Origin of the sequence: Pacificibacter marinus (assembly GCF_018860505.1) — a bacterium.
GTDB lineage: Bacteria > Pseudomonadota > Alphaproteobacteria > Rhodobacterales > Rhodobacteraceae > Celeribacter > Celeribacter marinus_B.
Genome location: NZ_JAHKPU010000026.1, coordinates 19,551 through 45,379, shown reverse-complemented (window position 1 = coordinate 45,379; position 25,829 = coordinate 19,551). Strand labels below are relative to the sequence as shown.

At 53.5% G+C, this 25,829-nt stretch carries 28 protein-coding genes; 21 read left to right on the top strand and 7 right to left on the bottom strand.

Features of this window, described 5'->3' with window-relative positions:
- The first annotated feature begins 1 nt into the window (after nucleotide 1).
- From KO503_RS09700 to KO503_RS09630, 15 genes are all read left to right on the top strand, one after another.
- A complete protein-coding gene (locus KO503_RS09700) occupies nucleotides 2–844 on the top strand; it encodes an ABC transporter ATP-binding protein (RefSeq protein WP_215991357.1) in 843 nt (280 codons plus the stop codon).
- The gene (locus KO503_RS09695; protein ID WP_252731024.1) at nucleotides 841–2,424 is read left to right on the top strand and encodes an ABC transporter permease; all 1,584 of its coding nucleotides are present in this window, start codon (nucleotides 841–843) and stop codon (nucleotides 2,422–2,424) included. The genes KO503_RS09700 and KO503_RS09695 overlap by 4 nt, the downstream gene beginning before the upstream one ends.
- Nucleotides 2,424–2,996, top strand: a complete 573-nt coding sequence (locus tag KO503_RS09690; protein WP_215991356.1) for an aromatic-ring-hydroxylating dioxygenase subunit beta — start codon at nucleotides 2,424–2,426, stop codon at nucleotides 2,994–2,996. The genes KO503_RS09695 and KO503_RS09690 overlap by 1 nt, the downstream gene beginning before the upstream one ends.
- Nucleotides 2,997–3,032: 36 nt before the next feature.
- On the top strand, nucleotides 3,033–4,469 hold the full coding sequence (locus tag KO503_RS09685) for an aromatic ring-hydroxylating oxygenase subunit alpha (RefSeq protein ID WP_215991355.1): 1,437 nt from the start codon (nucleotides 3,033–3,035) through the stop codon (nucleotides 4,467–4,469).
- Nucleotides 4,470–4,480: 11 nt separating this feature from the next.
- Nucleotides 4,481–4,897, top strand: coding sequence for an ester cyclase (locus KO503_RS09680; RefSeq protein ID WP_215991354.1), 417 nt, complete (start codon nucleotides 4,481–4,483; stop codon nucleotides 4,895–4,897).
- Between the two features lie 52 nt (nucleotides 4,898–4,949).
- A complete protein-coding gene (locus KO503_RS09675; RefSeq protein WP_215991353.1) occupies nucleotides 4,950–5,921 on the top strand; it encodes an isopenicillin N synthase family dioxygenase in 972 nt (323 codons plus the stop codon).
- 303 nt (nucleotides 5,922–6,224) lie between these two features.
- On the top strand, nucleotides 6,225–7,100 hold the full coding sequence (locus tag KO503_RS09670; protein WP_215991352.1) for a helix-turn-helix domain-containing protein: 876 nt from the start codon (nucleotides 6,225–6,227) through the stop codon (nucleotides 7,098–7,100).
- Between the two features lie 152 nt (nucleotides 7,101–7,252).
- Nucleotides 7,253–8,260, top strand: coding sequence for a TRAP transporter substrate-binding protein (locus KO503_RS09665; protein ID WP_215991351.1), 1,008 nt, complete (start codon nucleotides 7,253–7,255; stop codon nucleotides 8,258–8,260).
- Nucleotides 8,261–8,360: 100 nt separating this feature from the next.
- Entirely contained in the window at nucleotides 8,361–8,852 is a 492-nt protein-coding gene (locus tag KO503_RS09660) for a TRAP transporter small permease (RefSeq protein WP_215991350.1), read from the top strand.
- A complete protein-coding gene (locus KO503_RS09655) occupies nucleotides 8,849–10,132 on the top strand; it encodes a TRAP transporter large permease (RefSeq protein ID WP_215991349.1) in 1,284 nt (427 codons plus the stop codon). Before KO503_RS09660 ends, KO503_RS09655 begins: the two co-directional genes overlap by 4 nt.
- Before the next feature lie 14 nt (nucleotides 10,133–10,146).
- A complete protein-coding gene (locus KO503_RS09650) occupies nucleotides 10,147–10,989 on the top strand; it encodes a dihydroorotate dehydrogenase electron transfer subunit (RefSeq protein ID WP_215991348.1) in 843 nt (280 codons plus the stop codon).
- Nucleotides 10,989–11,927, top strand: a complete 939-nt coding sequence (locus KO503_RS09645) for a dihydroorotate dehydrogenase (protein WP_215991347.1) — start codon at nucleotides 10,989–10,991, stop codon at nucleotides 11,925–11,927. The genes KO503_RS09650 and KO503_RS09645 overlap by 1 nt, the downstream gene beginning before the upstream one ends.
- Nucleotides 11,924–13,201, top strand: a complete 1,278-nt coding sequence (locus KO503_RS09640; RefSeq protein WP_215991346.1) for a Zn-dependent hydrolase — start codon at nucleotides 11,924–11,926, stop codon at nucleotides 13,199–13,201. The genes KO503_RS09645 and KO503_RS09640 overlap by 4 nt, the downstream gene beginning before the upstream one ends.
- Before the next feature lie 14 nt (nucleotides 13,202–13,215).
- Nucleotides 13,216–13,908 (top strand): orotate phosphoribosyltransferase, encoded by a 693-nt coding sequence (locus tag KO503_RS09635; protein WP_215991345.1) that lies wholly within the window; start codon nucleotides 13,216–13,218, stop codon nucleotides 13,906–13,908.
- A 15-nt stretch (nucleotides 13,909–13,923) separates the two neighbouring features.
- Nucleotides 13,924–14,241, top strand: coding sequence for a hypothetical protein (locus KO503_RS09630; RefSeq protein ID WP_215991344.1), 318 nt, complete (start codon nucleotides 13,924–13,926; stop codon nucleotides 14,239–14,241).
- Between the two features lie 153 nt (nucleotides 14,242–14,394).
- Here the strand turns inward: KO503_RS09630 and KO503_RS09625 are convergent, their stop codons facing one another.
- Nucleotides 14,395–14,634 (bottom strand): heavy metal-binding domain-containing protein, encoded by a 240-nt coding sequence (locus KO503_RS09625; protein ID WP_215991343.1) that lies wholly within the window; start codon nucleotides 14,632–14,634, stop codon nucleotides 14,395–14,397.
- A gap of 231 nt (nucleotides 14,635–14,865) precedes the next feature.
- Between KO503_RS09625 and KO503_RS09620 the strand changes: the two genes are divergently transcribed.
- The 3 genes from KO503_RS09620 to dctP are packed head-to-tail and all read left to right on the top strand — an operon-like array spanning nucleotide 14,866 to nucleotide 17,675.
- Nucleotides 14,866–15,339, top strand: a complete 474-nt coding sequence (locus KO503_RS09620) for a TRAP transporter small permease (RefSeq protein WP_215991342.1) — start codon at nucleotides 14,866–14,868, stop codon at nucleotides 15,337–15,339.
- Nucleotides 15,336–16,649, top strand: coding sequence for a TRAP transporter large permease (locus KO503_RS09615; protein ID WP_215991341.1), 1,314 nt, complete (start codon nucleotides 15,336–15,338; stop codon nucleotides 16,647–16,649). The genes KO503_RS09620 and KO503_RS09615 overlap by 4 nt, the downstream gene beginning before the upstream one ends.
- Before the next feature lie 54 nt (nucleotides 16,650–16,703).
- Nucleotides 16,704–17,675: a TRAP transporter substrate-binding protein DctP gene (gene dctP, locus KO503_RS09610; protein WP_215991340.1), complete on the top strand. Its 972-nt coding sequence runs from the start codon at nucleotides 16,704–16,706 to the stop codon at nucleotides 17,673–17,675.
- A 100-nt stretch (nucleotides 17,676–17,775) separates the two neighbouring features.
- Here the strand turns inward: dctP and KO503_RS09605 are convergent, their stop codons facing one another.
- The gene (locus KO503_RS09605; RefSeq protein WP_215991339.1) at nucleotides 17,776–18,786 is read right to left on the bottom strand and encodes an AraC family transcriptional regulator; all 1,011 of its coding nucleotides are present in this window, start codon (nucleotides 18,784–18,786) and stop codon (nucleotides 17,776–17,778) included.
- A 134-nt stretch (nucleotides 18,787–18,920) separates the two neighbouring features.
- Between KO503_RS09605 and KO503_RS09600 the strand changes: the two genes are divergently transcribed.
- From KO503_RS09600 to KO503_RS09590, 3 genes are read left to right on the top strand one after another with little or no spacing between them, the layout of a single operon-like run.
- Nucleotides 18,921–19,697 carry an SDR family oxidoreductase gene (locus KO503_RS09600; RefSeq protein WP_215991338.1) on the top strand — a complete coding sequence of 259 codons (777 nt, stop codon included), beginning with the start codon at nucleotides 18,921–18,923 and terminating at the stop codon, nucleotides 19,695–19,697.
- 45 nt (nucleotides 19,698–19,742) lie between these two features.
- The gene (locus KO503_RS09595; protein WP_215991337.1) at nucleotides 19,743–20,972 is read left to right on the top strand and encodes a styrene monooxygenase/indole monooxygenase family protein; all 1,230 of its coding nucleotides are present in this window, start codon (nucleotides 19,743–19,745) and stop codon (nucleotides 20,970–20,972) included.
- 1 nt (nucleotide 20,973) lies between these two features.
- The gene (locus KO503_RS09590) at nucleotides 20,974–21,459 is read left to right on the top strand and encodes a flavin reductase family protein (protein ID WP_215991336.1); all 486 of its coding nucleotides are present in this window, start codon (nucleotides 20,974–20,976) and stop codon (nucleotides 21,457–21,459) included.
- A 113-nt stretch (nucleotides 21,460–21,572) separates the two neighbouring features.
- On the opposite strand, the gene KO503_RS09585 is transcribed toward KO503_RS09590, so the two are convergent.
- Genes KO503_RS09585 through KO503_RS09565 form a run of 5 tightly spaced genes read right to left on the bottom strand, consistent with a single transcriptional unit; the run spans nucleotide 21,573 to nucleotide 25,812 of the window.
- A complete protein-coding gene (locus tag KO503_RS09585; RefSeq protein WP_215991335.1) occupies nucleotides 21,573–21,947 on the bottom strand; it encodes a hotdog domain-containing protein in 375 nt (124 codons plus the stop codon).
- Nucleotides 21,940–22,353 (bottom strand): RidA family protein, encoded by a 414-nt coding sequence (locus KO503_RS09580; RefSeq protein ID WP_215991334.1) that lies wholly within the window; start codon nucleotides 22,351–22,353, stop codon nucleotides 21,940–21,942. The genes KO503_RS09585 and KO503_RS09580 overlap by 8 nt, the downstream gene beginning before the upstream one ends.
- Complete coding sequence (locus tag KO503_RS09575) at nucleotides 22,350–22,793, bottom strand: acyl-CoA thioesterase (protein WP_215991333.1); 444 nt, start codon at nucleotides 22,791–22,793, stop codon at nucleotides 22,350–22,352. The genes KO503_RS09580 and KO503_RS09575 overlap by 4 nt, the downstream gene beginning before the upstream one ends.
- Complete coding sequence (locus KO503_RS09570) at nucleotides 22,790–23,533, bottom strand: SDR family NAD(P)-dependent oxidoreductase (protein WP_215991332.1); 744 nt, start codon at nucleotides 23,531–23,533, stop codon at nucleotides 22,790–22,792. The genes KO503_RS09575 and KO503_RS09570 overlap by 4 nt, the downstream gene beginning before the upstream one ends.
- Nucleotides 23,530–25,812, bottom strand: a complete 2,283-nt coding sequence (locus tag KO503_RS09565; protein WP_215991331.1) for a bifunctional salicylyl-CoA 5-hydroxylase/oxidoreductase — start codon at nucleotides 25,810–25,812, stop codon at nucleotides 23,530–23,532. Before KO503_RS09565 ends, KO503_RS09570 begins: the two co-directional genes overlap by 4 nt.
- Nucleotides 25,813–25,829 lie beyond the last annotated feature (17 nt).

The window sequence follows — 25,829 nt, the reverse complement described above, 5'->3', positions numbered from 1 at the left end:
GATGACCGATAAGCGCATTGATCAAACGCCCGTATCTGAGATAGGGCCGCCCAAAGTTGAAGCATGGGCTGTTAATAAAGTCTTTGGATATGGTGACGCGTCTGTTCAGGCTGTAAGTGATGTAGAACTTACTCTTGAACCGGGGACGACCACTGCGCTTGTCGGGCCTTCGGGCTGTGGAAAATCAACACTGTTGCGTATGGTTGCGGGGTTGGAAACACCCACATCTGGCGCCATCCGTATCGGTGGCGAAGAACCTCATCTTGTTGCACGCAAGGGACGTTTGTCCGTTGCGTTTCAAGACCCGTCATTGTTGCCGTGGCGCACGGCGGCGTCCAATGTCGCGCTGGCCCGTCGTTTGGCGGGGTTGCCCAAAGATCCTGAAAAAGTACAGCGTCTTTTATCGCTTGTCGGACTAGACGGGTTTGAAAACAAACGGCCCGCCGAATTGTCGGGCGGGATGCGTCAGCGCTGTGCCATCGCGCGCTGTTTGGCGACGGATGCACGCCTTTTGCTTCTGGATGAACCTTTTGGCGCTGTTGATGAAATGACCCGTCGCCGATTGAATCTTGAATTACCACGCGTTTGGGAAGGGCAGGGCACGACCACTTTGCTTGTGACCCATTCCGTGACAGAGGCCGTTTTACTGTCGGACCGCGTGATCGTGATGAGCCACCGGCCTGCACGCGTGAGTGCCGATATTGCGATTGATATTGAACGCCCGCGGCGGGCCTCGCATCTGACAAGTCCAAAGTTTCTTGAGCTTGTAACGCAGATAAATGCTGCGTTGGGAATCGTAGATGAACCCGAAGATGACGACTCACGTCTGGAGGCGCAGGCATGATACGGCAACAGGTTTTGTTGACCGAGCAAATGCGGACCTATGCAGGATTTGCCAGTCTGTTGATTGCTTGGGAACTCTTGGCCCGCTTTGCCTTTGGCCAACTCTATATTCTTTCGCCGCCCACGGCGATTGTCATGCGCATCATCGAAGACCTGCCGCTTTATACCCGCGCTTTGGGGGCGACCGTTTCCGAAGCCTTACTGGGATTTGTGCTTGGCAACCTCGCGGCGATTGTTTTGGCCGTTCTGGTCGTGACCATTCCACCCATCGAGCGCTTGGCGCAAGCGATTGCTTTGGTCGTCTTCTGTTTGCCACTTGTTGCGACAGGGCCGATTTTGCGGGTGATTTATGGTCCCGGATGGGGGCCTCAGATCACATTGGCCGCTTTATCAGTCTATTACACCACATTTGTGCCATTGGTGGTGGGGCTGCGTGCGGTGCCGCCAAGCTGGTTGGATTTGATTGCCAGTTATGGTCGTGGTCGTCTGACGGCGATGACCGTGGTACGCGCGCGTGCCTGTCTGCCCTATCTGATCGCCAGTTTGAAAATTGCAGCCCCTGCAGCGTTTTTGGGCGCGATTGTCGGTGAATTTACCGGTGCAGATCGCGGTATTGGTGTTTTGAGCATCCAAGCCATGCGCAGTCTTGATGTGGATGGCACTTGGGCTTTGGCCACGATTGCCTCTGCTGTGGCGATTATCGGATATGCTTTGGTCGGTTGGGCAGGGCAGCTGTTGTCTATTGGTGCGCCGCCATCGCTTTTGGTCTCGCCCGCGTCTAAAGCGCCAAAGGTGCTGTGGAAAAAACTGTTCATGGCTGTCGCCGCGCCGATTTTGTCTTGCGTTGTGATCTTGCTGTTGTGGCAGGTTTTCATGGATGGGCTTGAGTTGTCGCGCTTTTTTGCCAAACGACCCGGTGATGTCTGGGCCTATTTGGTGGCGGGATCACAGGCTGCGGCTCATCGAAGCGAATTGTTCGCGGCTTTACGTGAAACGATGGGCACCACCGTTTTGGGCTATCTGGCAGGTCTTGGCCTCGGCGCAGTTTTGGCCGCAGTTTTCTGTATGTTGCCAGCGGTAGAGAAAATCGCATCCCCTGTGGCGATTGCTTTGCGGTCCATTCCGATTGTGGCGACTGCGCCATTGTTGGTGCTGGTTTTGGGACGTGGGCAGTTGGGGATGCTGGGGATCGTGGCGATCATGATCTTTTTCCCCACACTTGTGTCCTGTCTGCATGGATTGCGTCAAACGCCCGGTCAGGTGATCGATTACTTTGATAGTTATCAAGCGCCACCTTTGACACAGCTGTTTTTGGCACGGGTGCCTGCGATGTTGCCGTCTTTGTTTGCGGCCGCGCGCATGGCTGTGCCTATGGCCGTTTTGGCGGCGACTGTTGCGGAATGGCTCGCGACAGGAACGGGCATTGGCAACCTTATGGCGCTGACCAGTTCGACCAGCAATTACAACATGTTGTGGAGCTGCGTGACCATTCTGACACTCGTTTCCGTTGCAGGTTACGCGCTGGTCGCGATGCTTGAACGGCGCGTTCTTTCCCACTTTGCCCCTGAACAGGTGATATAATGACTGACCAACCTTTCGGCCTTTCCAAGACGCTTGCGCTGTATGAAAGCCTTGTCGCGGATGTGGCATTTCTTGACACCGCACCTGTCGTGTTTGATGGCGCATTGGCGGCTGAGGTCGCTGCGACTTTGATTGGCGAGGCGCGTCTGCTGGACCGCCGTCAATTTGATACTTGGTATGATCTATGGGCCGAGGATGCGGCGTTTTGGATGCCTTTGCATCAAAGCCACCATCCTGCTCGTGATCAAGGACTTATCATGGATGACCACCGCCGTCTGCGCGAACGGGTGTGGCGTATGCATGATACATCGGCTTGGGCGTTGGTGCCCTATGCCCAAATCGTGCGCATGATTGGCGGGGTTGAGGCATGGCCTTTGCCACAGAGTTCCACCGATGTCATCGCCACCAGTGCGATCACCATCACCCATGAGCGCACCGGCAAGGTCACGGTTTTGGCGGGGCGGCAAATTCACCGTCTGCGCCGTACAGATGATGGGTGGCAGATCGTGCGCAAAATCATGCTTTGCCCCGCCATTTCCGCAGGAATGCCCCATCTGGGCTGGATCCTTTGATGACTGAGAAACGGGAGACACACTATGGGTGAAAATATGAATAAAAATGACCCTGAAACCAATCTTGAACGCGATATTTCCGACAGCTTGCGCCCTGACGCAGTGGTCGCACGCGGGCCTGATTTAACTGACGAGGTTGAGCATCTGATCCGCAAAGATGTGGTGCATCGCCGCGTTTATACGGACCCTGATTTGTTCAACATCGAAATGGATCGTATTTTTGGGGCGACGTGGTGTTTTATCGGCCATGAATCCGAAGTGCCCGAGGCTGGCGATTTTGTGCGCAAACGATTGGGCAAACGTCAGATCATTTTGGTGCGCACCCGCAAAGGCGAAATTCGCGGTTTGCTGAACCGGTGCAGCCATCGCGGCACCACATTGGTGGGTGAAGAAGAAGGCTGCGCCAAGCGTTTTACCTGCCCCTATCATGGTTGGGCATTCGATCTTGATGGCCATCTGCAAAGCCTGCCCGTGGCGGATAGCTACAGCAAACTATACGAGCGGCCTTTCGACTTGGGGCAGATCAAAGTTGTCTCGCATCGCGGGTTTGTCTTTGGCACGTTGGCGGCAGACCCTATGTCGCTTGATGACTGGCTTGGACCAGCAAAGCTGTGGTTGGATGAGCATATTGACCGTCACCCTGGGGCCAGTATTCGTGTTTTGAAAGCACCGATCAAACAAAGCTATAAGGCCAATTGGAAAATGGCGTGGGACAATGCGGCAGACGGTATTCATGCCACGTTCGCGCACCGGTCCTATAACCTGCTGGGTAAAGAGGCGGAAACCGATACGATCTTGTCGCGCAATCCCGCCGTGTCGCCTATGGTGGGCTATACCCTTGGCCACGGGCATTGTGTTGTCGATCAACGCCCCGGCATTCCTGATGGTCCATGGTCCACCATGCGACCACTGCCAACGCGTGAGGATCTTGAGGCCTCTTTGAAAGAGCGTGGCGGGGATATTCCGCGTGAAACATGGGATCTGATGACCGGTAATATGGTCAATCTTAACATCTTCCCGAACTTGATTTTTGTGGGCAACCAGATCGTTGTGCCTGAACCGATTTCTGCCGATGAAACCTTGATGAATTACTATCTCGTGATGGCGGATGAGACGCCTGAGGAAGTGAATCTGATGCGTATGCGCGTCGACGAAGACTTTATGTCTTTCGGTATTCCCGATGATTTCGAAATGTTCGAGCGGGTCCAAGAAGGCTTGCAAACCATCGAGGAAGAATGGGTGGATGTCAGTCGCGGCGATGATGCGGGCGATGTGGTCGACGAATATGGATTGGCTACAGGGGACCTCGCTTCAGAAGCGCCTATTCGTCATTACATGCAAGAATGGAAACGCATTATGGCGAAGCCCATTCCCACAACGATCCGCCGCGCGCGGATCGAAGACAGCAAGTTCATGAAAGCACAGAAACTCAAAGCGGAATCGGCTGCAGCAGCTGCCGCTGACGTAAAATAAGGACGACCAATATGACAACTGACAGCAACAAAGCCCTTGTGCGCGCGTATCACACCGAGCTGTGGGAAAAAGGCGATAAGACCTCTATCGATCGTTACTGGAGCCCAGAAGCCAAGGTTGAGATCACCGATTTTGACAGTAGCGCGATTGATGCCATCCACGACGATGTGACCCGTTATTGGGGCGCGTTCAATGATGTTAAAACCGAAATTCTGGCGCTGATCGCAGAAGATGACAAAGTGGTGTTGCATTGGCAAACGTCTGGCTACCACTTCGGACCTTATGGCGATGTTGCCGCAACCAATAAGCGTATCACTATGGCGGGTATGGATATTCTGCGCATCGAAAACGACCTTATCGTGGAATGCACATCCATGTGGGACGGCATGAGCGTTTACGACCAATTGGGCGTGCTCACCATAGGCTAAAGCTCATAAGGGGAACGACACCAGACAATTTATCTTTAGAATGGAGACCGATATGGCCGAGTTCACACTTCCTATCGTCGATATAGCGCCTTTTCTGAAAGGGACGCCTGAGGGCAAAGCAAAGGTTGCGCGCGCCTTTGCAGAGGCTTTTGAAAGCGTCGGCTTTGCTGTCATTAAGGGGCATGGCGTGCCAGAGAATCTAACAGGTGGGCTTTACGCGGCTGCAACCGCGTTTTTTGAGACGCCGTTCGATGCCAAAATGGCCTATTCCCCGCCCGAGGCCGCCAAAAGCCGTGGCTATTTGCCGATGGGGATGGAAAGCGTTGCCAAAACCCTGAAAGGGGAAACGCCGCCTGATCTGTGCGAGGCATTGGTGTTTGGCGCGCCACATCATGAGGGCGAAGAGGGGCATAAGGCCAACTATTACCCCGACACGCCCAAGGAATTCGCGGGGCTGGTGACAGAGTACACAACGGCCATTCTGAAGTTGAACGACGCTTTGATGCGGATGTCGGCTTTGGCGCTTGATTTGCCAGAGGATTACTTTGCGCCGATGTATGCCGATCCATCATTGACCTTGCGGTTTGTGAATTATCCTGACCAAGACACAGACCCGTTGCCCGGTCAGCTGCGTTACGGCGAGCATCATGACTACGGTGCGATCACCATTTTGCGCCAAGATGCAGCCCCTGGCGGGCTTGAGGTGATGGGACTTGATGGCGAATGGCATGAAGCCAAGGTCATTCCAGATACTTTTGTCATCAACGTTGGCGATCTGTTGTCGCGTTGGACGAACGATCGCTGGCGCTCCACCTTGCACCGCGTGTCCAACCCTCGGCGGGACTTGACGGGGTCTACGCGGCGTCTGTCGATGGTCGCCTTTACGGGGCCTGCAGGTGATACAAACGTATCAGCTTTGCCAAGCTGTGTGTCCGACGATGTGCCTGCAAAATACGATTCAGTGTCCGCTGGTGATTACATCATGTCGAAAATTCGCGCCTCTCATGATTTGGAAAAAACATAGGGCTCACATTGGTTCTAGAAGACTGAAAAACAACGCTCTGCACGTCTTACAAGTGCAGGGCGTTTTTTTGTAGGGTCTTCGCTTATTTGACGGTTATGTATTGTCGCTTCGGTGCCTTGTTTCGCGCTGCTGCGAGAGCGATTTTGTTGGTTGACCGCATGGATGATGCGGGTGTCACAGGTGCTAACAGATCAGACTTGCGATCCATATGGAAACGTGATTATCTCAATTTTGATACGACCTAGCGGGCCGCCATTTCTTTGTGCGGATTTTGCAGCAAGGCAATGTTCAGGCAGGCACACAGTGGACGAGACACAACTCAATTTCAAAGATATCGGCGCGCGCCTTAAGGCGCATCGTCTTGGCCGAGGTCTTGCGCCTGAGGAACTTGCTGTGAGGTTGAATATCTCACGTGCTGCGCTCTACCGTGCGGAAAAGGGCGAGATTGCCAAAATCGACATGCTTTCGGCCATCGCCAATGAACTTCATGTCTCACTTCCAAGCCTGTTGGGGGTTGGGATTGAATATGTCGACAACGCTGTGGGTTTTTTTGAGCGCATGCGTCAGGTCGAAGAGGATTGCGATCAGATTATCGGCCTGTTCAGCCCGATTTCCTATCTGGTGACGACTGAGCAATATGATGCCATTTTGAAAGATGTCCTGTGTGAATCTGTTCAAGGGTCTGAAGGTCAGGATGTTGACGCTATTTTGAGTATATTAAAGCAAAGAAAGGCGCGTTTCACTCAAAGGCGCCCGCTTTTGGCTTCGATTATCTCGGATGCGGATATCCGTAAGTTCCTCAAAGAAGGGCTGGAAGGCGCTGCGGAGCTGTCCGATGAGGTCCGTGCTCAACGTCGGAAAATGGCTCTGTTTGAGGTGCGCCATATCGTTGAAATGTTGCGCGTGCCCGACATTGGTGTGCAAATCGGCGTGGCGCGTGAGCCGATCCCGTCAACGTCCTTTCAAATTGTCCGGCAGGGCGGGCGTTCAGTTTTGACGATCAGCCCGTTCCGTCTTGGGCACAATCCAAATACACGTGTTGGCGTTGGTCTTATCACATCTGCGCCCGAAGCGCTTGATCTACATGAGGAGATCGCCAATCGGCTTTGGTCGACATCCCTGAAGGGACATGAGGCGGCTGACTATATCGAGGAATTGATCGCGCGCGAGGGGATTTGAGAGGCTGGTGTTGCCTAAATATTGATCAGTTTAGGTCGATATTTGAGTGATTTTATGATTCGTCTCATTTTTTAGACTTTCCATATTGACCTCACACCGCGTTTCAGGGGTTTATGTGTTCTATAAAGAAACTTAACAACGGGGAGTGCTTCATGCCTCAATCTAAATCTATTTTCTCTGCTGCCCTTTTGGCAGGTCTGACTGTCGCTATGCCGACTTTGGCGCAGGACTATGTGGCGCGTATTGGCCATCTTGAAAGCACACAGCAAAGCCGCCACGTCTTTCTTGAAAAAGTCGCTGATCTTGTGGCCGAGCGTACAGACGGCGATGTGGAATTTCAACTTTTCCCCCAAGGTCAAATGGGCAATCAGCGCCAGATGAACGAAGGTGTTCAACTTGGCACGCTTGAGGCCACTGTTGCGCCAGCTGCATTTTTGGGTGGTTTCAACCCGCTCGTTTCCATTCTCGATATTCCTTACTTGATCCCCGAAGATGCAGATGAAGCAGCCGCGCTGCGCGATGGTCCATTCGGCGAGGCCTTGCTGGATAGTTTTTCCGACAAAGGCATGGTGGCGCTTGATCTGTGGCCCAACGGTAAAAAGCAATTCACCTCAAATGAGCCGCTCGACACACTTGCGGATTTTGCGGGGCAAAAATTCCGTGTGATGGACAGCTCGATCTTGATCGAACAGTTCAACGCACTGGGGGCTTCGGCGATCGCATTGCCGTTCGGTGAGCTTTACACATCGCTGCAAACCGGTGTTGTGGATGGCGAAGAAAACCCGCTCGATACCATCAAGGCGATGAAGTTCTACGAGGTTCAAAAGAATGTGGTCGTGTCAGATCACGGTGCGATGGAAGATGTGATCCTGTTCAGCCCGATGTTCTGGGAAAGCCTGCCAGCAGACTATCAGGCCATCATCAAAGATGCTTTTTCTGAGGTGATCCCTGATTTGACTGCGCATAAAGCAGCCGCCGTTGACGCCGCTCTTGAGACCATCAAAGAGTCGGGCGCGAATGTGCGGATCGCAGACGAAGAAGAGCGCGCCGCCTTGCGTGGTGTGATGTTTGGACCGGCCTCGGATGCCTATGTCAGCAAGACCGGTGAAACAGGTCAGGCCTTGCTTGATATCTACACCGAAGCATACGGCGCACTTTAACAACACTTTGAGATCTGGCCCATTCGGGTCTCTTTGCTCCGCGGTTACGGCATAGCCTGACTGCGGAGTCCCTTTTTTCAGGTGATCGAAAGCCCATCCTATGAAAGCACTTACAGCGCTCCGAACGGTCGAAAGAACCGTTCTCATCGCCCTTTTTCTGATCATGGTGTGTCTTTACACTGGCTCTGTCGTGACCCGTGAAATCGGCGGCACATTTGCCAGCCGCTTTGCGTGGATCGAAGAGGCCGTGCGGATGATGAATCTGTTCTTGGTGTTCTTGGCACTGGGCCTTGCCCTTGAACGTGGCAAACATGTGGGCATCACCAATATGCGTGCGAAACTGCCCGCGCCGTTGCTGACTGTGGTGTTGAAAATTGTCGACCTCATAGGGATGGCCATGTGCCTTTATGTGGCGTGGCTGGCGCTTGATTTGGTGCAATTCGTGCTGAAAACAGGTCAGAAATCTCCGACCCTTGGAGTGCCTATGGGCTACATCTATCTCGCACCCGTTCTGGGCTTTTTGCTGTTGGGGCTGCGCTATGGGTTGAGCCTTTTTGGCGTCATTGATCGCTATCAGGAGGTCGCAGAATGATCCTTGCACTTATCCTTCTTTTCGCTGTCGTTTTGCTGGTCGCGGGCTTTGAAATGCTGTTGGTGCTGGGGCTTCCTGCGCTGGCTTACAAAGAAGCATTCTATCCCCGTTTGCCGGACGCCGCTGTGGTACAAAAGATTGTGGGTGGCATTGACCATTCGACGCTTTTGGCGATCCCGTTCTTTATTTTTGCCGCCAATTTGATGGGCTCCGGCCAAATCGCACGTCAATTGATCGGCGTGGTTAAGGCATTGGTCGGCCACACAAAAGGTGGCATGGGTCACGTTGTGGTTGGCGGTAGCATGGCCTTTGGCGCTGTGTCTGGTTCTGCCCCCGCGACTGTGGCCGCTATGGGGCGTATGGTTTATCCTGAGTTGCGCAAAGCGGGTTATTCGGACCGTTTTAGCCTTGGGCTTTTGGTGTCTTCGGCCGAAACCGCGCTGTTGATCCCGCCCTCGATCACATTGATTGTGTATGGCTGGATCACTGGGACTTCGATTGCCAAGCTTTTTGCGGGCGGGCTTGCCGTCGGTCTGCTGCTTGGGATCGCGTTTTCTGTCTATGTGCGCATTCAGGCCGCGCGCGATGGCGTGGCGCATGATCCGCGGATGCCTTGGATGGATCGGCTGCGCGAGATTTGGAACGCCAAATGGGCGCTTGGCATGCCAGTGATCATTCTAGGCGGGATCTATTCCGGGATTATCACGCCGACCGAGGCTGCTGCTGTCAGCGTGGTCTACGCGATCTTAGTCGAGATGTTTGTGTTTCGCGCATTGGACCTGAAAGGTCTGGCCAAGATCACCGAAGACAGCGCAGTGAACACTGCGATCATCTTTGTGCTTTTGGCGATGGGGGGGCTTATCGCGTATTTTGTGACACTTGCGCAAGTACCCAACGAAATCATCGCCTTTTTGGACGCCTCAGGCGCAGGAAAAATCACCTTTTTGATTGTTGTGAACATTCTGTTCTTTATCGCTGGCATGTTTATTGATCCCAACTCGACGCTTTTGGTTCTGGTTCCGCCGCTCTATCCGGTGGCGATGAGCTTTGGCATCGATCCGGTCCATTTCGGAATGCTGGTGACGCTCAATGTCAGCCTTGGCATGATCACGCCGCCCTTTGGGCTTGATATTTTCGTGGCCTCCTCGACGCTTAACAAGCCTGTTGAGGACATCATCCGCGGGGTGTGGCCATTCGTGTTGGTGAACCTCATCGTGCTTTTGCTGGTGACATATATTCCGCAAATATCTCTCTTTATTCCCAAGCTGATCTACGGCTGATCGAAGGCAGACTTATGACTCATCTCCCAACTGTTATGACTGTCCCTGTACCGCAGGGGCTGCGGCCACGCTGTTGCGAAGCCACATGTCGCGTGGTCTCGAATACGCCTGTGAATGGCGAATATCGTTTGCTGACTTTGGAGGCTCCTGCAGAGATCCTCGATTGCCAGCCAGGCCAGTTTTTTCAACTTTTGTGTCCTGCTCCATTGGGCGAGCAACCGTTTCTGCGTCGCCCGATGAGCATCTATGGCTATGACAAAGCAGCGGGCCGTTTGGAGTTTCTTTACAAAGTGACCGGCGCTGGCACGCGCGGCCTTGCCACGCTTGATCGGGGCGATGCGTTCAACGTTCTTGGACCGTTGGGGCAGGGGTTTTCAATGCCCGACGACTGGCAAAATCTGATGTTGGTGGCGCGTGGCGTGGGGCTTGCGACCCTCGCTCCCTTGGCGCGTATGGCCCAAGAGAAAGGTCGCAAAATGACCGCGATATGTTCGGCGCGTCGTCCTGAATTGGCGATGTCTGTGGACTTGTTCGAAAGCTACGGCGCCGAAGTTATTGTGGTGCATGACCAAGACGGAAGTTCCACGCCAGAGGCTTTGCGTCCGTTGATCAAAGCGCGGATTGAGGCCGGCCAAGTGGATGCGTTTTACACCTGTGGGTCATCGCGGCTTTTGCGCTTGCTGCAAGAGCTTGGCGCGCATCACGACATTTCCGGTGAGATTGCCATGGAGCAGCAAATGGCCTGTGGCCTTGGCATGTGTCAGGCCTGTGTGCGCAGTTTTCGGGTCGGGGATCGGATCATTCAACGCCGTGTCTGTCGCGAAGGGCCGGTGTTCCCTATTTCGGAGGCCATGTGATGAAAGATATGCAAAACGCCGATTTGAGAGTCCGTGTTGGTGCGCTCACGCTCGACAATCCAATTATGCCGGCCTCTGGCACCTTTTCCGAAGATTTGGCTGATGTGTTCGATCTTGATGTTTTGGGGGCGCATGTTCTTAAAACCATCATGCACGGCACCCGTGCGGGAAATCCCACGCCACGCGTGTGTGATCTGCAATCGGGAATGTTGAATGCCATCGGCATTCCGTCCAAGGGCATCGACTATTTCCGCGATGAGATGTTGCCCTATTGGGCGGGGTTCAAAGCGCCGCTTGTCGTGTCCATTTCGGCGCATTCCTATGATGAATTTGCGCACCTGTGTGCAGAGGTCAGCCTTGATGGGGTGGCCGCGATTGAGGCGAATATTTCCTGTCCAAATATCGAAGCCAACGGCAATGCTTTTGCCATGCGACCTGACACAACCCATGAAGTTGTGACGCGATTACGGGCAAAAACGGATCTGCCGCTTTGGGCGAAACTTACACCAAACACAGGCGAGCCAGCCGAAGTGGCTCGCGCGGCAGAGGCGGCAGGTGCAGATGCGCTTGTGGTCGCCAACACGGTACTAGGCATGTCAGTTGATATCGCAAACCGCCGCCCGCGCCTTGGCAATGTCATGGGGGGCATGTCTGGCCCCGCAATCAAACCCATCGCCCTGCGCATGACCTATCAATGCGCCAATGCGGTGGATATTCCTGTTATTGGCTGCGGTGGGATTTCTACACGCGATGATGTGCTTGAATTTCTGATAGCGGGGGCTGCTGCGGTACAGATCGGCACCGCCACATTCCAATCGCCCACCGCGATGGCGCGCTTAATCACTGAACTTGAAAGCTGGATGCAAGAGCAGGGCGTGGCAAGCCTTGATGAGATCATCGGGTCCATTGAGGCCCCGAACGCAGGGGTGTTTGAATGATGCATCACAGTACAGGGCACTCAAAAGACAGTGCATCGAACTTGGCCGCGCAGATGTTCGAAGACATTCGCGTCCTGTCTCAGGATGCGGCGGGGGTGAGCCGTCCGGCATTTTCCGCCAAGGAAAGTGAAACGCTTGCCTATCTCGCGACGCGTGCCCATGATGCGGGGCTTTGCGTCTCAGAGGATGCAGGTAAGAACCTGTGGTTTTGCTTGCCTGAGCATGAGGGCGCAGAGCATTACACGGTGATTGGCAGTCATGTGGACAGCGTGCCTATGGGGGGCAATTACGACGGGCTTGCAGGCGTGATCGCAGGTCTTTTGGTGCTCATTGAGGCGCATCGTGGTCGCCGCCAGTTGACCAAAGCAGTCAAGGTTTTGGCCATGCGCGGCGAGGAAAGCGCGTGGTTTGGGGCTTGTTACTTGGGATCAAAAATGTTGACTGGTAGCCTGCCTGCGGGTGAATTCAACGCAGCACATAAAGGCGATGGACGCGCGTTGCATGCGCATTTGGAGGGGCTTGGTATCGACACTTCTCCTATTGCGGCGCAACGCCCGATTTGTGATCTGAGCCAGATCGACGCCTACCTTGAATTGCACATCGAACAGGGACCGCTTTTGGTTGAGCGCAACATGCCCGCCGCCGTGGTGACGGGTATTCGTGGCAATTTCCGCTACCGTGACATTCATTGTATCGGGCAGGCGGGGCACTCAGGTGCGGTGCCGCGCGCCTATCGTCATGATCCGGTTTTGGCTTTTGCCGAATTGATGCATCGTTTGGACGGCACTTGGCAGCACTTGTTGAACACGGGGCAAGACCTTGTGCTGACCTCAGGCGTTGTGGGCACTGACCCCAGCCGTCATGCCATTGCACGTATTCCTGACGAGATCGGTTTTTCCCTTGATGTGCGATCCCAAGATGCGGAGACGTTGGGTCAGATGCGTGAGTATTTAACTGACGAGATGGATGACATCGCGCGCAGCCGTGGCGTGACCTTTGAACTTGGTGCGCCAGTGTCCGTTGCGCCAGCCTTGATGGATCCAGCTTTGGTTGACGGGCTTGCACAAGCGATGGAGACCATCACCGGTGAGGCGTTCAAAATGGCCTCTGGTGGGGGGCATGATGCGGCGGTTTTCGCGCAGGCAGGCGTGCCATCGGGCATGATCTTTGTGCGCAACCGCAACGGGTCTCACAATCCTGATGAGGCGATGGAAATCGCTGATTTTATGGTGGGCGTTGATATTCTTTCTACCTATATGGAGGCTGCATCATGAAGGAGCCTTTATCCATGTCACTCACCGCGCAGACCCGTCAGCAGATCGCCCAAATCACAGCGCTTGCTTTGCTTGATATGCATGCGGTGGAAGTGGCCAAGGATCGCCCCTTTATCCTATCTTCAGGTGTGGCAAGTCCGGTTTATATCGATGTGCGCAAAGTGATTTCTTTTCCCGCAGTGCGCGAAAAACTGATGGGGTTTGCGACGGATGTGATCGATGCCAATGTTGGCCGTGATCAGATTGACGCCATCGCAGGCGCCGAGACTGCGGGCATTCCCTTTGCCGCATGGATCGCTTTTGAAACCGGATTGCCAATGCAATATGTGCGCAAACGCGCGCAAGGGTTTGGCCCGCAAGCGCATATCGAAGGCGTTTGGGAACCCGGACAGCGGGTGTTGCTGGTCGAAGATTTGACCACGGACGGGGCTTCTAAGTTGCGGTTTTGCCAAGCTTTACGCGCGGCTGGGCTTGTCGTCGAAGATGTGTTTATGCTGTTCCAATACGATATTTTCGCCGAAACAGGCGCGGCGATGAAACGTGCGGGCATACGCCTGCATGCGCTTTGCACATGGGCCGACATTTTGGATGTCGCTGTTACTCATAACCGTTTTACCAAACAAGAACGCGACACCATCGCTGCGTTTCTAACAGACCCTTTGGGCTGGTCCGCCGATCATGGCGGCGCACGCAGCCTGACATTTTAACCTAAGGAGACACTCATGTTTACTTTTCTTCTCGATCTGTTGACAGAAAAAGGCCGTGGCATTCACGCCTATGCGGCCGTGGCCAAAGTCGCTTTTGAACGCGCCGTGTCAGAACCCGAACATGCCGCCGCCTTTTACGTGCTGGCAACCAGTGCGGAAAACTTCGTGGATTTACACGAACGCCAACCCCTTTCCAGCAAGGCCCTTGAGCAAAGTTTCGAAGCCTTTCGCGCCGATGTTGAAGCCTTTGAGGCCGCATCTACAGGCAACGCCGAGCAACGCCTGTCTGTGTTGACTGAAGTTGTGACATCAAACGTGCAACGAACGCGGTGAGCGTTGGTTTACGCCTGTCGAGCGCTGAAGTGTGCTCGGCAGGGGCCCTATACAAACGCAAGTATTCATCTCGTCGCCTCCTGCAATCAACAATCCGTTGGAGTTATACGCTAACTTTTTAACTGAATGCAGCGTTGTTACATTTGCGTTCGTTTATATGTTGAGGTGTTTTTGCTGGTCTTCCTGCCGTGTGCCTCTCACGGCAGTCCTGCTTGCAGCCATCATCAACATTGCCCCCCATTCAAAAAATTCGCTGTAATTTAAATCAGAAGCGATCACCGTATTTGCGCCTAGAGTGTGAGCTTCTTTTTTACTCGCTTCATGTCGTTTCACGCGCAACGTGTAGATTTTGACGTCAGGTCGGTCTTTTGGGGTGTGAAATTTAAATGCCAATGAAGTGCCTATATAGTTTATAGTTAAATATTATTGTGTTGGCTTGTGATGTGTTGTTTTTAAAAAAACTTCCACATTTCAACCTGATTTAACTTAGTTTATCTACCTGTGTTGCAAAGGTTGTGAGCGCTGGCGACATGCGTTTGTTAAGTTTTGCCTAAATTTACTTTAAGCTTGAATTATATTTTGCCGTGACTAACATGGTGCGAAATGCTTGGAGGGCTGAGGGTGGTGAAAAAATCTATGAATTGGGCGATGCACATTTTTGGTGCCGCGTCTGCAGCGGGGTTCGCAGGGATCGCTATTGTTGTATGCGCAGATGTCCTGATCCGAAATCTGGCGCTTGCACAACTGTCGTGGATTAGTGAGTTCATAGGGTATCTCATGATGCTGTCCACGTTTTTGGGCGCGCCGTGGCTGCTTTATGCGCATGGACATGTGCAGGTCGATATTCTGCCGCGTCTGCTTTCACCGACCAACGCATCCCGCTTGGCCATCGTTGCAAACGTTGCTGGTCTGGCTATCACCGGCCTTTTGTTCTGGCGCACGTGTTTGGTCACGCTCGACACGTGGCAGCTTGGCTCATTGGTTTTCAAAAACCTTATTTTTCCTGAATGGTACCTGCTTCTGCCGATACTGATATGCCTCGGAATGTGCTGCCTTGAGTTCATATTTCGCCTGACAGTAAAGGGGTATGCACAATGATTTGGTGGCTGACATTGACGGTCCTCGGCGCGGTTCTGGCGGGGCTTTTTGCCACGGGTCTGCCCGTCGCAATTGCATTTTTGGGCACAAACATTATCGGCGCTTGGCTGTTTTTAGGCGGCACAGCGGGGCTGGACCAACTGGTGCGCAATGCCTCAGGTTCCGTGAGCTCATTCTCTCTCGTCCCGATTCCATTGTTCATATTGATGGGGGAATTGTTGTTTCATTGTGGGCTGGCCTTTAAGGCGATTGAGGCTGTCGAGCGGCTGTTGAACCGCCTGCCTGCGCGTTTGGCTTGCGTCACTGTGGTTGGCGGTACGGCATTTTCTGCGCTGTCGGGGTCTTCTATCGCAAACACGGCGTTGCTCGGCAGTACGTTGTCACAAGACATGATGAAACGCGGCTATTCTCCGACGCTGGCGCTTGGCCCAGCAATGGCAACGGGCGGCATCGCGGTTTTGATTCCCCCCTCCACTTTGGCTGTGATGCTTGGCTCATTGTCAGGTATTTCGATCACTCAGCTCCTCATCGGCGGCATCGTTCCTGGCTTTCTTATGGCCGCAGGATTTCTGATTTACGTGATCCTTCTAGGCGTGTTCAATCCGAGCGCAGCCCCACGTCAAGACCAGACGCAGATTTACACATTTAAGGAACGCTACGTGCCGTTCTTTCGTGATGTGGTGCCGCTGTTTGGTATTTTCGTCGCCGTCATTGGCGGAATGCTTTCGGGCATTGCGACGCCAACTGAGGCCGCTGCGCTCGGCGCAATGGCCGCGTTCGTTGCGACACTCTGTTACCGCAGCCTAACATGGCCAAAGTTACGAGAATCCTTGATGGAAACCGCAAAGGTATCGGTCTCGATCCTGTTTATCATCGTCGCATCCACGACGTTTTCGCAAATTCTGTCCTTTTCTGGGGCAACATCAGGCATGCTGTCGCTTGTGAATGCGGTCGACCCAACGCCAATGACATTGATCCTGTCGATGTTGCTGATCTTGCTTTTGATGGGCTGCTTTATTGATCAGGTTTCGATGATGATGATCACTGTGCCCCTGTTTATTCCGCTGGCTCAAAGCGCAGGAATTGACCTTGTGTGGCTTGGATTGATGATGCTTGTCGTGATCGAGCTGGGGTTGCTGACACCGCCTTTTGGTATCTTGCTTATGGTGATGCAGGGGGCCGTCAAAACTGTTCCGCTTTTGCAAATATACAAGGCGGCGCTTCCGTTCATTGCGATCGAAATTTTCGTTCTGATTTTGATGATTTTCTGGCCTGATCTCACGACATTCCTGCCGTCACTCATCCGCTAAAACAACACTTTCACACAATAAGCGTATAAAAAAACCACCAACAGGAGACTTCCATTGACCCTATCACTTCGCTTGCTTCCGCTCGCATCAGCCTTTGCCCTGAGCGCATTCACCTGCGCAGCTCACGCTGAAGAAACCACCTTGAGGGCGATCTCTGCCTTTCAATCCAGTACTGTGTTTTATGAACCTTTTCAGCGTTTTGCTGATCGTGTGAATGAAAATGGCGCTGGGATTGTACAGATTGATGTCATAGGCGGGCCTGATGCGATGCCGCCTTTTGAGATCGGCAATGCGCTGCGCAATGGCGTAGTGGACATGGCCAACACGACCGCAGTGTATCATGCGAACCTTGTGCCCGAGGGGTTGGCGATGACACTGACGGATTTACCGATGTCAGAACTACGGGCCAATGGCGGCTATGAACTGCTGAATAATATTCATAAAGAAAAGGCTAATATTTATTGGCTGGGTCGCCTTACCGAAAACATCCCCTATCATATCTATTTGTCCGAAGAGCACGACAGCATTGACTTTAAGGGCCTGAAAATCCGCTCGGTTCCCATCTATCAGGCGTTTTTTGCAGGTCTTGGCATCAACCCGATGCAGACCGCACCCGGAGAAGTCTATACAGCGCTTGAGCGCGGCACGATTGATGGCTATGCGTGGCCAGCAACTGGCGTGTTCGATCTTGGTTGGCAAGAGAAAACAAAGACCCGCGTAGACCCTGGGTTCTATCAGGTCGAAACCGGCGTATATTTCAGCGAGAAAACATGGGAAAAGCTGACGCCAGAACAACGTGAATTTCTGGAAGCACAGATGCTTGAAACCGAAGCTGAATCTGAGCGTTTCGTAGAACTCGCTGCCACTGATTTCGTGCGTCAGGCCGAAGAGGGCATTGCCACCTTGACGTTGCCCGAAACAGAGGCTGAGGCCTTTATCGCGATGTCAGTAGAAGAAGGCTGGAAGCCGATTATGGCCATAAACCCAGAAGTTGGCGCGCAACTGCGTGAGGTGTTCTCAAAATAAGTGATGCTGACGCGTTTCACGGAAGAATGCGGACAGATAAAGGGCGGCTGAACTTAATCAGCCGCCCTTTTGCGGTGAAAAACCGACGATTAAGTGCCGATCACAAGCGCCCCGCCTTGCGCAGAGTTTCGCTTGGAGTGCAGCCGTATTTACGACGGAAATGTTCGGAAAATCGCCCGAGGTGATAAAACCCAAGCTGCATCGCAACATCGGTGACATTGGTGCCGGCCTCGGCGTGGCTGAGTTCCTGCCAAGAGCGTTCCAAGCGCAGATCGCGGAGCACTGCCATCGGTGATCGACCCCTCCCAGTCCGAAATGCCATCTGAAGCGCGCGTTCACTGACGCCTGTTTCGCGTGCCAAAATGCCAAGCGTGATCGGCTCTGCAATATGCGCGCTCATATACTCTTCGGCCATCCGCACAGCACGCGGCAAAGCGCCAGTTGTAATGCTTTGTTCGGTAAGGTTGTGCCGCTGGGTCTGTAAAAGCCCGACCATTAAGGTTGTTTCCAATTGCTGCCCCATAAGGCCGCCAGTGTCCAACATGCCATCGCCGCTCATCGCGTACTTCAGAAGGCCGAGAAAGGCTTTGCCTTCTTGCGCACGCATATCATTTGCGCCGCAGAACCTTAGGCTTTGCCCGTCAGGCAAGCCGAAATAACTGCGTGCTGTGCGCTGCAGCGCATCTCGGCGGACTTGAATCATCAGTTGTGTACAGCCTTCACCCCAAATCATGCAGGTGCTTTCGCTTGGATTCACAACGCCACTGCGACCTCCGCCGATCTCGTGGCAGTTTGCACCGTTCGAGATCGAGGCATGGCCGCTCAAAGGGTATTGAAATAGATAGAATTCTTTCAGGGCCCCTGGACTGATCATGGTCTTTGCCGAATACGTCATCACATTGATTGATAGATCGCTTCCTGCCAATCGATTGTGCCGTGCGTCGAAACCACTTTTGCCCATGGGTTCAAGTCGGTGGTCGCAATAGACCTGTGCAACGCGCGCGCGGGCTTCATCCACATCCTGAGAGGCGAAAAATGGTGAGTGGGACAGCGGAAAGTGCCGCAGTCGTCCCGTGTCTGCCAAATTTTGAATCGCCCCAGTATTGTCCATCGTCACTCATCTTGTTTTAGAGCTAAAGATAATTTTTTCGTATTCTGGATAGTGTTGACGCAATGAGGATAGCGCGAGACGCCCCCCTTTAGGCAAGGTTTTTTTACAAAACCATAACAATAGGGGAGACACCGATGCGAGGACTGAAGGATAAGGTTGCTATTGTACCCGGTGGTGCCACAAAAATTGGCGCGGCTGTGGTTCAGGCCTTTCGCATGCATGGCGTGAAGGTCGTGATCGCGGATATCGATGCAAAAAGCGGTAAGGCGCTTGAGGCGGACGGGGTGACTTTCGTCGAAGCAAACATTCGTTCGGATGAAGATATTGTCAAGGTCGTCACCACAGCAACCCAGACATATGGCCGGATCGATTTTCTTGTAAATGTCGCAGCGACCTATCTCGACAATGGGTTGGAAAGCACGCGAGCGGAATGGCTGGAAGCTTTGGATGTAAACATTGTTGGCTCGGTCATGTTGATGCAGGCGGCACGTGCGCAGCTTGCGAAAAACAAAGGCGCCATTGTGAATTTCGGCTCGATCTCTGCACGTGTGGCGCAGACCGGCCGCTGGCTTTACCCAGTGTCAAAGGCCGCGATTTTGCAGTTGACGAAAAATCAAGCGATGGATTTGGCCCCCGAGGGCATCCGCGTGAACGCCGTCTCGCCAGGGTGGACGTGGTCGAACATTATGGACGGTCTTACCAATGGCGATCGCGAAAAGACCGACAGGGTCGGCGCGGATTACCACCTGTTTCCACGGGTCGGGGACCCTGAAGAGGTGGCGCAAGCTGTGATGTTCTTGTGTTCGGACGAGTCCTCTTTCGTGACCGGCACCGATATTCGTGTGGATGGTGGTTATTCGGCGATGGGGCCTGAGGGCAAAAGTCCGGCTATCCCGCGCCTGATGGATTGATCCGCGACCACACATATCAAAACAAAAACAACAGGAGAAACACGCATGAAACGTATCACCATCATCGGTGGGGGTCAGTCGGGCCTGCAACTTGCTATTGGCCTTTTGCAAAAGGGCTATGACGTTAAGATTATTCAGGACCGCACCGGCGACCAGATTGCTGCGGGACGGGTTCTCTCGTCGCAATGCCAATTCGACGCATCCCTAGACCACGAACGCGCCCTCGGCATCAATTTTTGGGAAAAGGCCTGCCCACCGGTTGAAGGGATTTCTTTCACCGTGCCGGCCCCCGAAGGCGCGGGCAAGGCGCTGGAATGGTCTTCACGGCTTGATGCCAAAGGTCAATCGGTCGACCAGAGGGTGAAAATGCCGCGCTGGCTTGAGGAATTCAGCCGTCTGGGCGGCGATCTGGTGATTGCGTCTGCCGATATTGCCATGCTGGAACAGGAATCTAAAACTGCTGATCTGGTGATTGTCGCCTCTGGCAAGGGAGAGATCGGAAAACTCTTTGAACGCGATGCAGAGCGTTCGCCGTTTGATACGCCACAGCGTGCGCTGGCGTTGACCTATGTTCATGGCATGACGCCGCGCGAGAATTTTTCGGCGGTGAATTTTAACCTTATCCCTGGTGTTGGCGAATACTTCGTTTTCCCTGCGCTGACCAAAACCGGCCCCTGCGATATTATGGTGTTCGAGGGGGTGCAGGGCGGCCCTATGGATTGTTGGAAAGATGCGACCACGCCTGAGGCACATCTTGAGACCTCGCTGAGCATTCTTAAGACCTACTTGCCTTGGGAATATGACCGGTGTGGCAATGTCGAGTTGACTGATGAGAACGGTATTCTTGCTGGTCGTTTCCCCCCGACGGTACGCAAACCCGTCGCGACCTTGCCATCTGGGGCAAAGGTTTTGGGGCTTGGCGATGCTGTATGTCTCAATGACCCGATCACGGGGCAGGGCGCGAACAACGCAGCGAAGGCGGCAGCAGTTTATTTTGACGCCATTCTTGCACAGGGTGATAAGCCGTTTGACGAGGATTGGATGGTCGCGACCTTTGAACACTTCTGGGACTATGCGCAATGGGTTGTGCGTTGGACCAATATGATGCTCTTGCCGCCGCCCCCCTTTGTGCTGGACATCATGGGCTCCGCGCAGGTTTTGCCGGGGCTCGCACAACGCCTTGCCAACGGGTTTGACGATCCGCGTGATTTCTTTCCGTGGTTCGCTGATGAAGCGGCGGCGCAAGAGTATCTCACCAGCCTTCAGGCGGCGTGATATGGTGGATATCGCGACATTTCGTCAGGCCATGGGGCTTTTCCCAAGTGCTGTGACGCTGATCACCACAGGAAAAGATACGCTGAGGCGTGGGATCACGGCGACGGCGGTGTGTTCGGTCACAGACAGCCCGCCGTCGATCCTTGTCTGTGTTAATCGCAAAACCGGAACATGTCAGGAGATCGAGCGTTCGGGGAAATTTTCTGTGCAGCTTTTAGATAATGACCATTGTGATGTGGCGCTTTGTTTTGCTGGTGTGACAGGCGAAACGGGGGCCGATAAATTCACGCCCGCAGACTGGACCGCTTGCGCTGCGGGACTGCCGCGTCTTAAGGCAGCGTTGGCGAGCCTGTCTTGTGAGGTCACATCATCAAGCGAGAACGGCAGCCATGTGGTCTTTATCGGGGCTATAAAGGATGCGGCGCTGCGCGAGGGGGATGCCTTGCTTTATGCGCAGTCTCATTTCAGACGTTTAGAAGCTGTCTGAGAGAGGGCATTCCAGAGAAAAGACCCCTACGGGGGTCTTTTTGTTGGTTTTTTATAGCGATAACGGGAAGGATTTGCGCGGCAGTCTGTGAGCCAATGGGGTCGGAAAATTCATCAAGCGATTTTGCGAGGCTTCCCTTCGGCATCAACTGCGACAAGCAAGACATCTGCGCTAAAGATCTGCGTGCAGGTGGTTTTGGGGTTTGCCCATCCTGAAAACGAAAGGTCGAAGGATGTATTGCCTGTGCGCGTCAATGTTGCATGCACAGCAAATTCTACACCTGCAAGCAGCGGGGCGTGGAATGTCAGGTCTTTGATCGACACCATAAGCGCGTCACCGCCGCTGGCGTGCTGACCTGCAAGGCCCGCTGCAATGTCGAGTTGCCCCATGATCCACGCGCCAGTCACCGCGCCGCGCGGAGTTGCCTCGCTATAGGGGGCTGTTGTGATCAAAACGGGCTGGCCTTTGGGGAGCGATATATCAGTCATGAGGAATGACTGCCGTTGCCTCGATTTCGATTTTCGCCTCGTCTTCCATCAAGGCCACAACCTGAACGACAGCCATCGCAGGGAAATGTTTGCCAATGATGTCGCGGTAGGCAGCGCCGAAAGCCCGTAGGTTGTCATTATATTCTTTTTTATCAGTAATGTACCATGTCAAACGCACGAGATGTTGAGGGGTGGCACCTGCCGTTTCCAAGACTGCGACGATGTTTTCCAGCGTCTGGCGAAACTGACCAACCATATCGTGGTGTTGCCATTCTTGTTGCGCATTCCAGCCGACCAAGCCGCCTGTGAAAATCATCTTTCCTTCGGCCAATACACCGTTGGCGTAGCCTTTTGCAGGGATCCAACCATCTGGCTGAAGAAAACTGTGGGGCGTCAGGGCGCTCATAAGGTGACTTTCTTTTCATCTAGGGAAGGGGTGATGTAGTGTTGCATTGCAGCACGCGGGGCGTCTGGCCATGGATGGGATGTGTTGGTGGCAATATTTGCGTAGATAAGCGTCGCTGTGCATGTAAAGCGGGGCTCGCCCGCGCAAGAACATGTGATGACAAAGGTAACCGAGGCGTTTCCGATTTTTTCGACGCAGAGCGAAAAATCAAGCCAATCCTCAAGGCGTGAGGCCGCGTGAAAGCGGACCTCGATATTGCCCATCGGGGTGCCGTAGCCCTGTTTCATGACTGTGCTGGCCCAGCTGAAATCGATGGCGTCAGAAAAAAAACGCTCGCAGACTGAGGAGATCATTTCAAAATAGCGAGGGTAGAAAACGATTCCTGCGGGGTCGCAATGGTTGAATTCAACCTGACGTTTGTGTGTGAAAACCTTGCTCATGTTTCACCGCCAGACACAGAAATGCTTTGACCTGTGACCATGTCTGACCCTTCAGCACATAACCAAAGCACAGCCGCAGCCACATCTTGTGGCGGTACGAGGCGGTGCATGGGATTTGTGGCCTCTAGGCTTGCACGGGCTTCTTGCGCTGTGCGGCCAGTTTTTTCCACAATATTGGCGATAGAACGTTCGGTCATTTCAGTGTCTAGAAAACCTGGGCAGATGGCGTTCACAGTGATGCCTTTGCGGGCCAGTTCAAGGGCCACGGATTTGACCATGCCGACCACACCATGTTTGGCGGCCGCATAAGGCGCCACATAAGGGTAGCCTTTGATGCCTGCCGTGGATGCTATGGCGATCAATCGGCCCCAAGGCTTTTCTTTCATTGCCTTCGCACCCTCACGCAACGTCAAAAACGTCCCCGTGACGTTGACCGACATGATCCGTTCAAAGGCTTCAAGTTCGGTTTTGACAAAAGGCGCGCTTTCAGATGCGCCCGCATTGGCTACAACAATATCGGGGGCGGCTGCTGATATGGCTGCTGATATGGCTGCCTCGTCAGTGATGTCTGCGACAGTGGCGGTGATGTTTTCATGCTGCGCAGCAACTGCCTGCAACGGGGTCAAGCGCCGTCCGCAAATCGTGACCTGCGCGCCAGCTTCGGCCAGTTGCAGGGCGATAACCGCCCCCACACCAGACCCGCCACCTGTTACAAAGGCCGTTTTTCCGATCAAACTCATACCGCCATAGCCTTTTCACGTTCGGCCAATGTAATAGCTTGACGACGACCGCCTTCATAGGGGGCCGGCCAGTCTTGAGCTGTGTCGCCCAGCTCTACCGCCGCATGCAGGGTCCAATATGGATCTGCAAGATGTGGACGCGCCAGCAAGACAAGATCCGCACGCCCCGCCATCAGCGTAGAGTTGACATGATCCGGTTCATAAATATTGCCAGCGACCAAAGTCGGCACAGCCAATTCATTGCGCACACGGTCAGAGAACGGCACTTGGAACATACGGCCATAAATCGGTTGCTCGCCTTTGTCGGTCTGTCCCGATGACACGTTGATCGCATCCGCACCCGCATCTTTGAACATTTGCGCGATGGCAACCGCATCTTCAGGATTGACGCCCGCGTCGCCCATCCAATCATGTGCGGAAATACGCACTGTCATCGGTTTGCTCTCGGGCCATTCCGCGCGCATCGCGTGAAAAATTTCCAACGGATAGCGCATACGGTTTTCCACTGATCCGCCATATTCATCGCTGCGCTTGTTGGTGACTGGCGAGATGAAAGAGGCCAGCAAATAGCCGTGGGCTGCGTGCATTTCGATCATGTCAAACCCAGCTTTGTCAGCGGCTTTAACGGATGCAATGAACTGGTCTTTCACCATGTCCATATCTGCGCGATCCATTGATTTTGGCACAACGTTGCCATCCATTAAGGGGATGGCTGATGCAGACAAAAGATCCCAATTGCCTTCGGCCAAAGGTTTGTCGATGCCATCCCATGCCAAACGCGTAGAGCCTTTGCGCCCTGCATGACCAATCTGCGCACAGATTTTCGCAGGTGTCTCTGCGTGTACAAAATCGGTCAAGCGTGACCACGCGGGGACTTGATCCTCGCTAATACAAGGGCAGCCGGGGGTGATGCGGCCTTCTTTTGACACACATAGCATTTCAGTGAACACAAGGCCCGCGCCGCCTTTGGCGCGTTCGGCGTAATGTACAAAATGCCAATCGTTTGGAGTGCCATCGGTGGCTTTGTATTGCGCCATGGGCGAGACGACGACACGGTTTTGCAGTGTCATATCACGCAATTTGTAAGGGGCGAACATGGGGCTGCGACCAGCTGTGCCGCCCGCTTTTTTCTGGAACCATGCTTCAGCCTTGGCCATCCACTCAGGATCGCGCAAGCGCAGGTTTTCATGGCTGATCCGTTGAGACCGCGTCAGCAAAGCATAGCTGAACTGCATCATGTCAAGGGTCAGGTAGCGTTCGATATCTTCAAACCACTCGGTTGAATTGCGTGCCGCAGAGGTCACGCGCAGCACCTGCAATTTGCGTTCATCTTGGTAGGTTTGCAAAGCGTCTTGCAACGGCTTGCCAGCGTTCAACACATCCGCAAGGGCAATCGCGCTTTCCATGCCCAATTTGGACCCTGACCCGATTGAGAAATGCGCCGTGGCCGATGCATCACCCAGCAGTACGACATTTTCAAAATGCCAGTTTTCACAGGTCACGCGCGGGAATTGAATCCAAGCAGAGCCGCGAATGTGGGTGGCGTTTGTCATCAAGGGGTGCCCGCCAAGGTGCTTGGCGAATATTTTTTCGCAAAGTGCGATGCTATCTTGTTGATTTAAAGTGTCAAATCCGAATGCTTTATAGGTTTCAGGCCCGCATTCTACGATGAAAGTCGCTGTATCGTCATCGAACTGGTAGGCATGAGCCCAGATCCAGCCGTGCTCGGTTTTTTCAAAGATAAAAGTGAAGGCGTCGTCGAATTTTTGATGCGTGCCAAGCCAGACAAAGTGATTTTGGCGCATGTCAATTTCGGGTTTGAATTTATCTTGATAGATCGTGCGAGTCTTGGAATTCAGCCCGTCTGCCGCCACAACAAGGTCATTGGTTTGTTTCAATTCGGCAATTTTTTCATCCGTCAAGTCGGTTTCAAAGGCCAGATTGACGCCCAGATCACGTGCGCGATCCTGTAAAGCAATAAGCAATACCTTACGCCCGATCCCACAAAACCCGTGACCGCTTGATGTCATTTCTTCATCACCGCGTACGGTTTTTACATCATCCCAATAGGCGAAGTTGTCGCGGATCATTTTTTCGCTGATGGGGTCGTTTTCTTCAAAGTTCGACATCGTTTCATCGGACAAAACAACGCCCCAGCCAAATGTATCATCAAAGCGATTGCGCTCGTAAATGGTGATGTCATGGGCCGCATCGCGAAGCTTCATCGAGATCGCAAAATATAAGCCAGATGGTCCGCCGCCAAGAACTGCTATCTTCATCTTATTATCCCTTGCTG

Excerpts from the sequence above, each read along its gene's own strand:
- KO503_RS09700 (WP_215991357.1), top strand. The coding sequence starts at position 2 with ATGACCGATAAGCGCATTGATCAAACGCCCGTATCTGAGATAGGGCCG.
- KO503_RS09695 (WP_252731024.1), top strand. The coding sequence starts at position 841 with ATGATACGGCAACAGGTTTTGTTGACCGAGCAAATGCGGACCTATGCA.
- KO503_RS09690 (WP_215991356.1), top strand. The coding sequence starts at position 2,424 with ATGACTGACCAACCTTTCGGCCTTTCCAAGACGCTTGCGCTGTATGAA.
- KO503_RS09685 (WP_215991355.1), top strand. The coding sequence starts at position 3,033 with ATGAATAAAAATGACCCTGAAACCAATCTTGAACGCGATATTTCCGAC.
- KO503_RS09680 (WP_215991354.1), top strand. The coding sequence starts at position 4,481 with ATGACAACTGACAGCAACAAAGCCCTTGTGCGCGCGTATCACACCGAG.
- KO503_RS09675 (WP_215991353.1), top strand. The coding sequence starts at position 4,950 with ATGGCCGAGTTCACACTTCCTATCGTCGATATAGCGCCTTTTCTGAAA.
- KO503_RS09665 (WP_215991351.1), top strand. The coding sequence starts at position 7,253 with ATGCCTCAATCTAAATCTATTTTCTCTGCTGCCCTTTTGGCAGGTCTG.
- KO503_RS09660 (WP_215991350.1), top strand. The coding sequence starts at position 8,361 with ATGAAAGCACTTACAGCGCTCCGAACGGTCGAAAGAACCGTTCTCATC.
- KO503_RS09655 (WP_215991349.1), top strand. The coding sequence starts at position 8,849 with ATGATCCTTGCACTTATCCTTCTTTTCGCTGTCGTTTTGCTGGTCGCG.
- KO503_RS09650 (WP_215991348.1), top strand. The coding sequence starts at position 10,147 with ATGACTCATCTCCCAACTGTTATGACTGTCCCTGTACCGCAGGGGCTG.
- KO503_RS09645 (WP_215991347.1), top strand. The coding sequence starts at position 10,989 with ATGAAAGATATGCAAAACGCCGATTTGAGAGTCCGTGTTGGTGCGCTC.
- KO503_RS09640 (WP_215991346.1), top strand. The coding sequence starts at position 11,924 with ATGATGCATCACAGTACAGGGCACTCAAAAGACAGTGCATCGAACTTG.
- KO503_RS09635 (WP_215991345.1), top strand. The coding sequence starts at position 13,216 with ATGTCACTCACCGCGCAGACCCGTCAGCAGATCGCCCAAATCACAGCG.
- KO503_RS09630 (WP_215991344.1), top strand. The coding sequence starts at position 13,924 with ATGTTTACTTTTCTTCTCGATCTGTTGACAGAAAAAGGCCGTGGCATT.
- KO503_RS09615 (WP_215991341.1), top strand. The coding sequence starts at position 15,336 with ATGATTTGGTGGCTGACATTGACGGTCCTCGGCGCGGTTCTGGCGGGG.
- KO503_RS09605 (WP_215991339.1), bottom strand. The coding sequence starts at position 18,786 with ATGGACAATACTGGGGCGATTCAAAATTTGGCAGACACGGGACGACTG.
- KO503_RS09600 (WP_215991338.1), top strand. The coding sequence starts at position 18,921 with ATGCGAGGACTGAAGGATAAGGTTGCTATTGTACCCGGTGGTGCCACA.
- KO503_RS09595 (WP_215991337.1), top strand. The coding sequence starts at position 19,743 with ATGAAACGTATCACCATCATCGGTGGGGGTCAGTCGGGCCTGCAACTT.
- KO503_RS09590 (WP_215991336.1), top strand. The coding sequence starts at position 20,974 with ATGGTGGATATCGCGACATTTCGTCAGGCCATGGGGCTTTTCCCAAGT.
- KO503_RS09585 (WP_215991335.1), bottom strand. The coding sequence starts at position 21,947 with ATGACTGATATATCGCTCCCCAAAGGCCAGCCCGTTTTGATCACAACA.
- KO503_RS09580 (WP_215991334.1), bottom strand. The coding sequence starts at position 22,353 with ATGAGCGCCCTGACGCCCCACAGTTTTCTTCAGCCAGATGGTTGGATC.
- KO503_RS09575 (WP_215991333.1), bottom strand. The coding sequence starts at position 22,793 with ATGAGCAAGGTTTTCACACACAAACGTCAGGTTGAATTCAACCATTGC.
- KO503_RS09570 (WP_215991332.1), bottom strand. The coding sequence starts at position 23,533 with ATGAGTTTGATCGGAAAAACGGCCTTTGTAACAGGTGGCGGGTCTGGT.
- KO503_RS09565 (WP_215991331.1), bottom strand. The coding sequence starts at position 25,812 with ATGAAGATAGCAGTTCTTGGCGGCGGACCATCTGGCTTATATTTTGCG.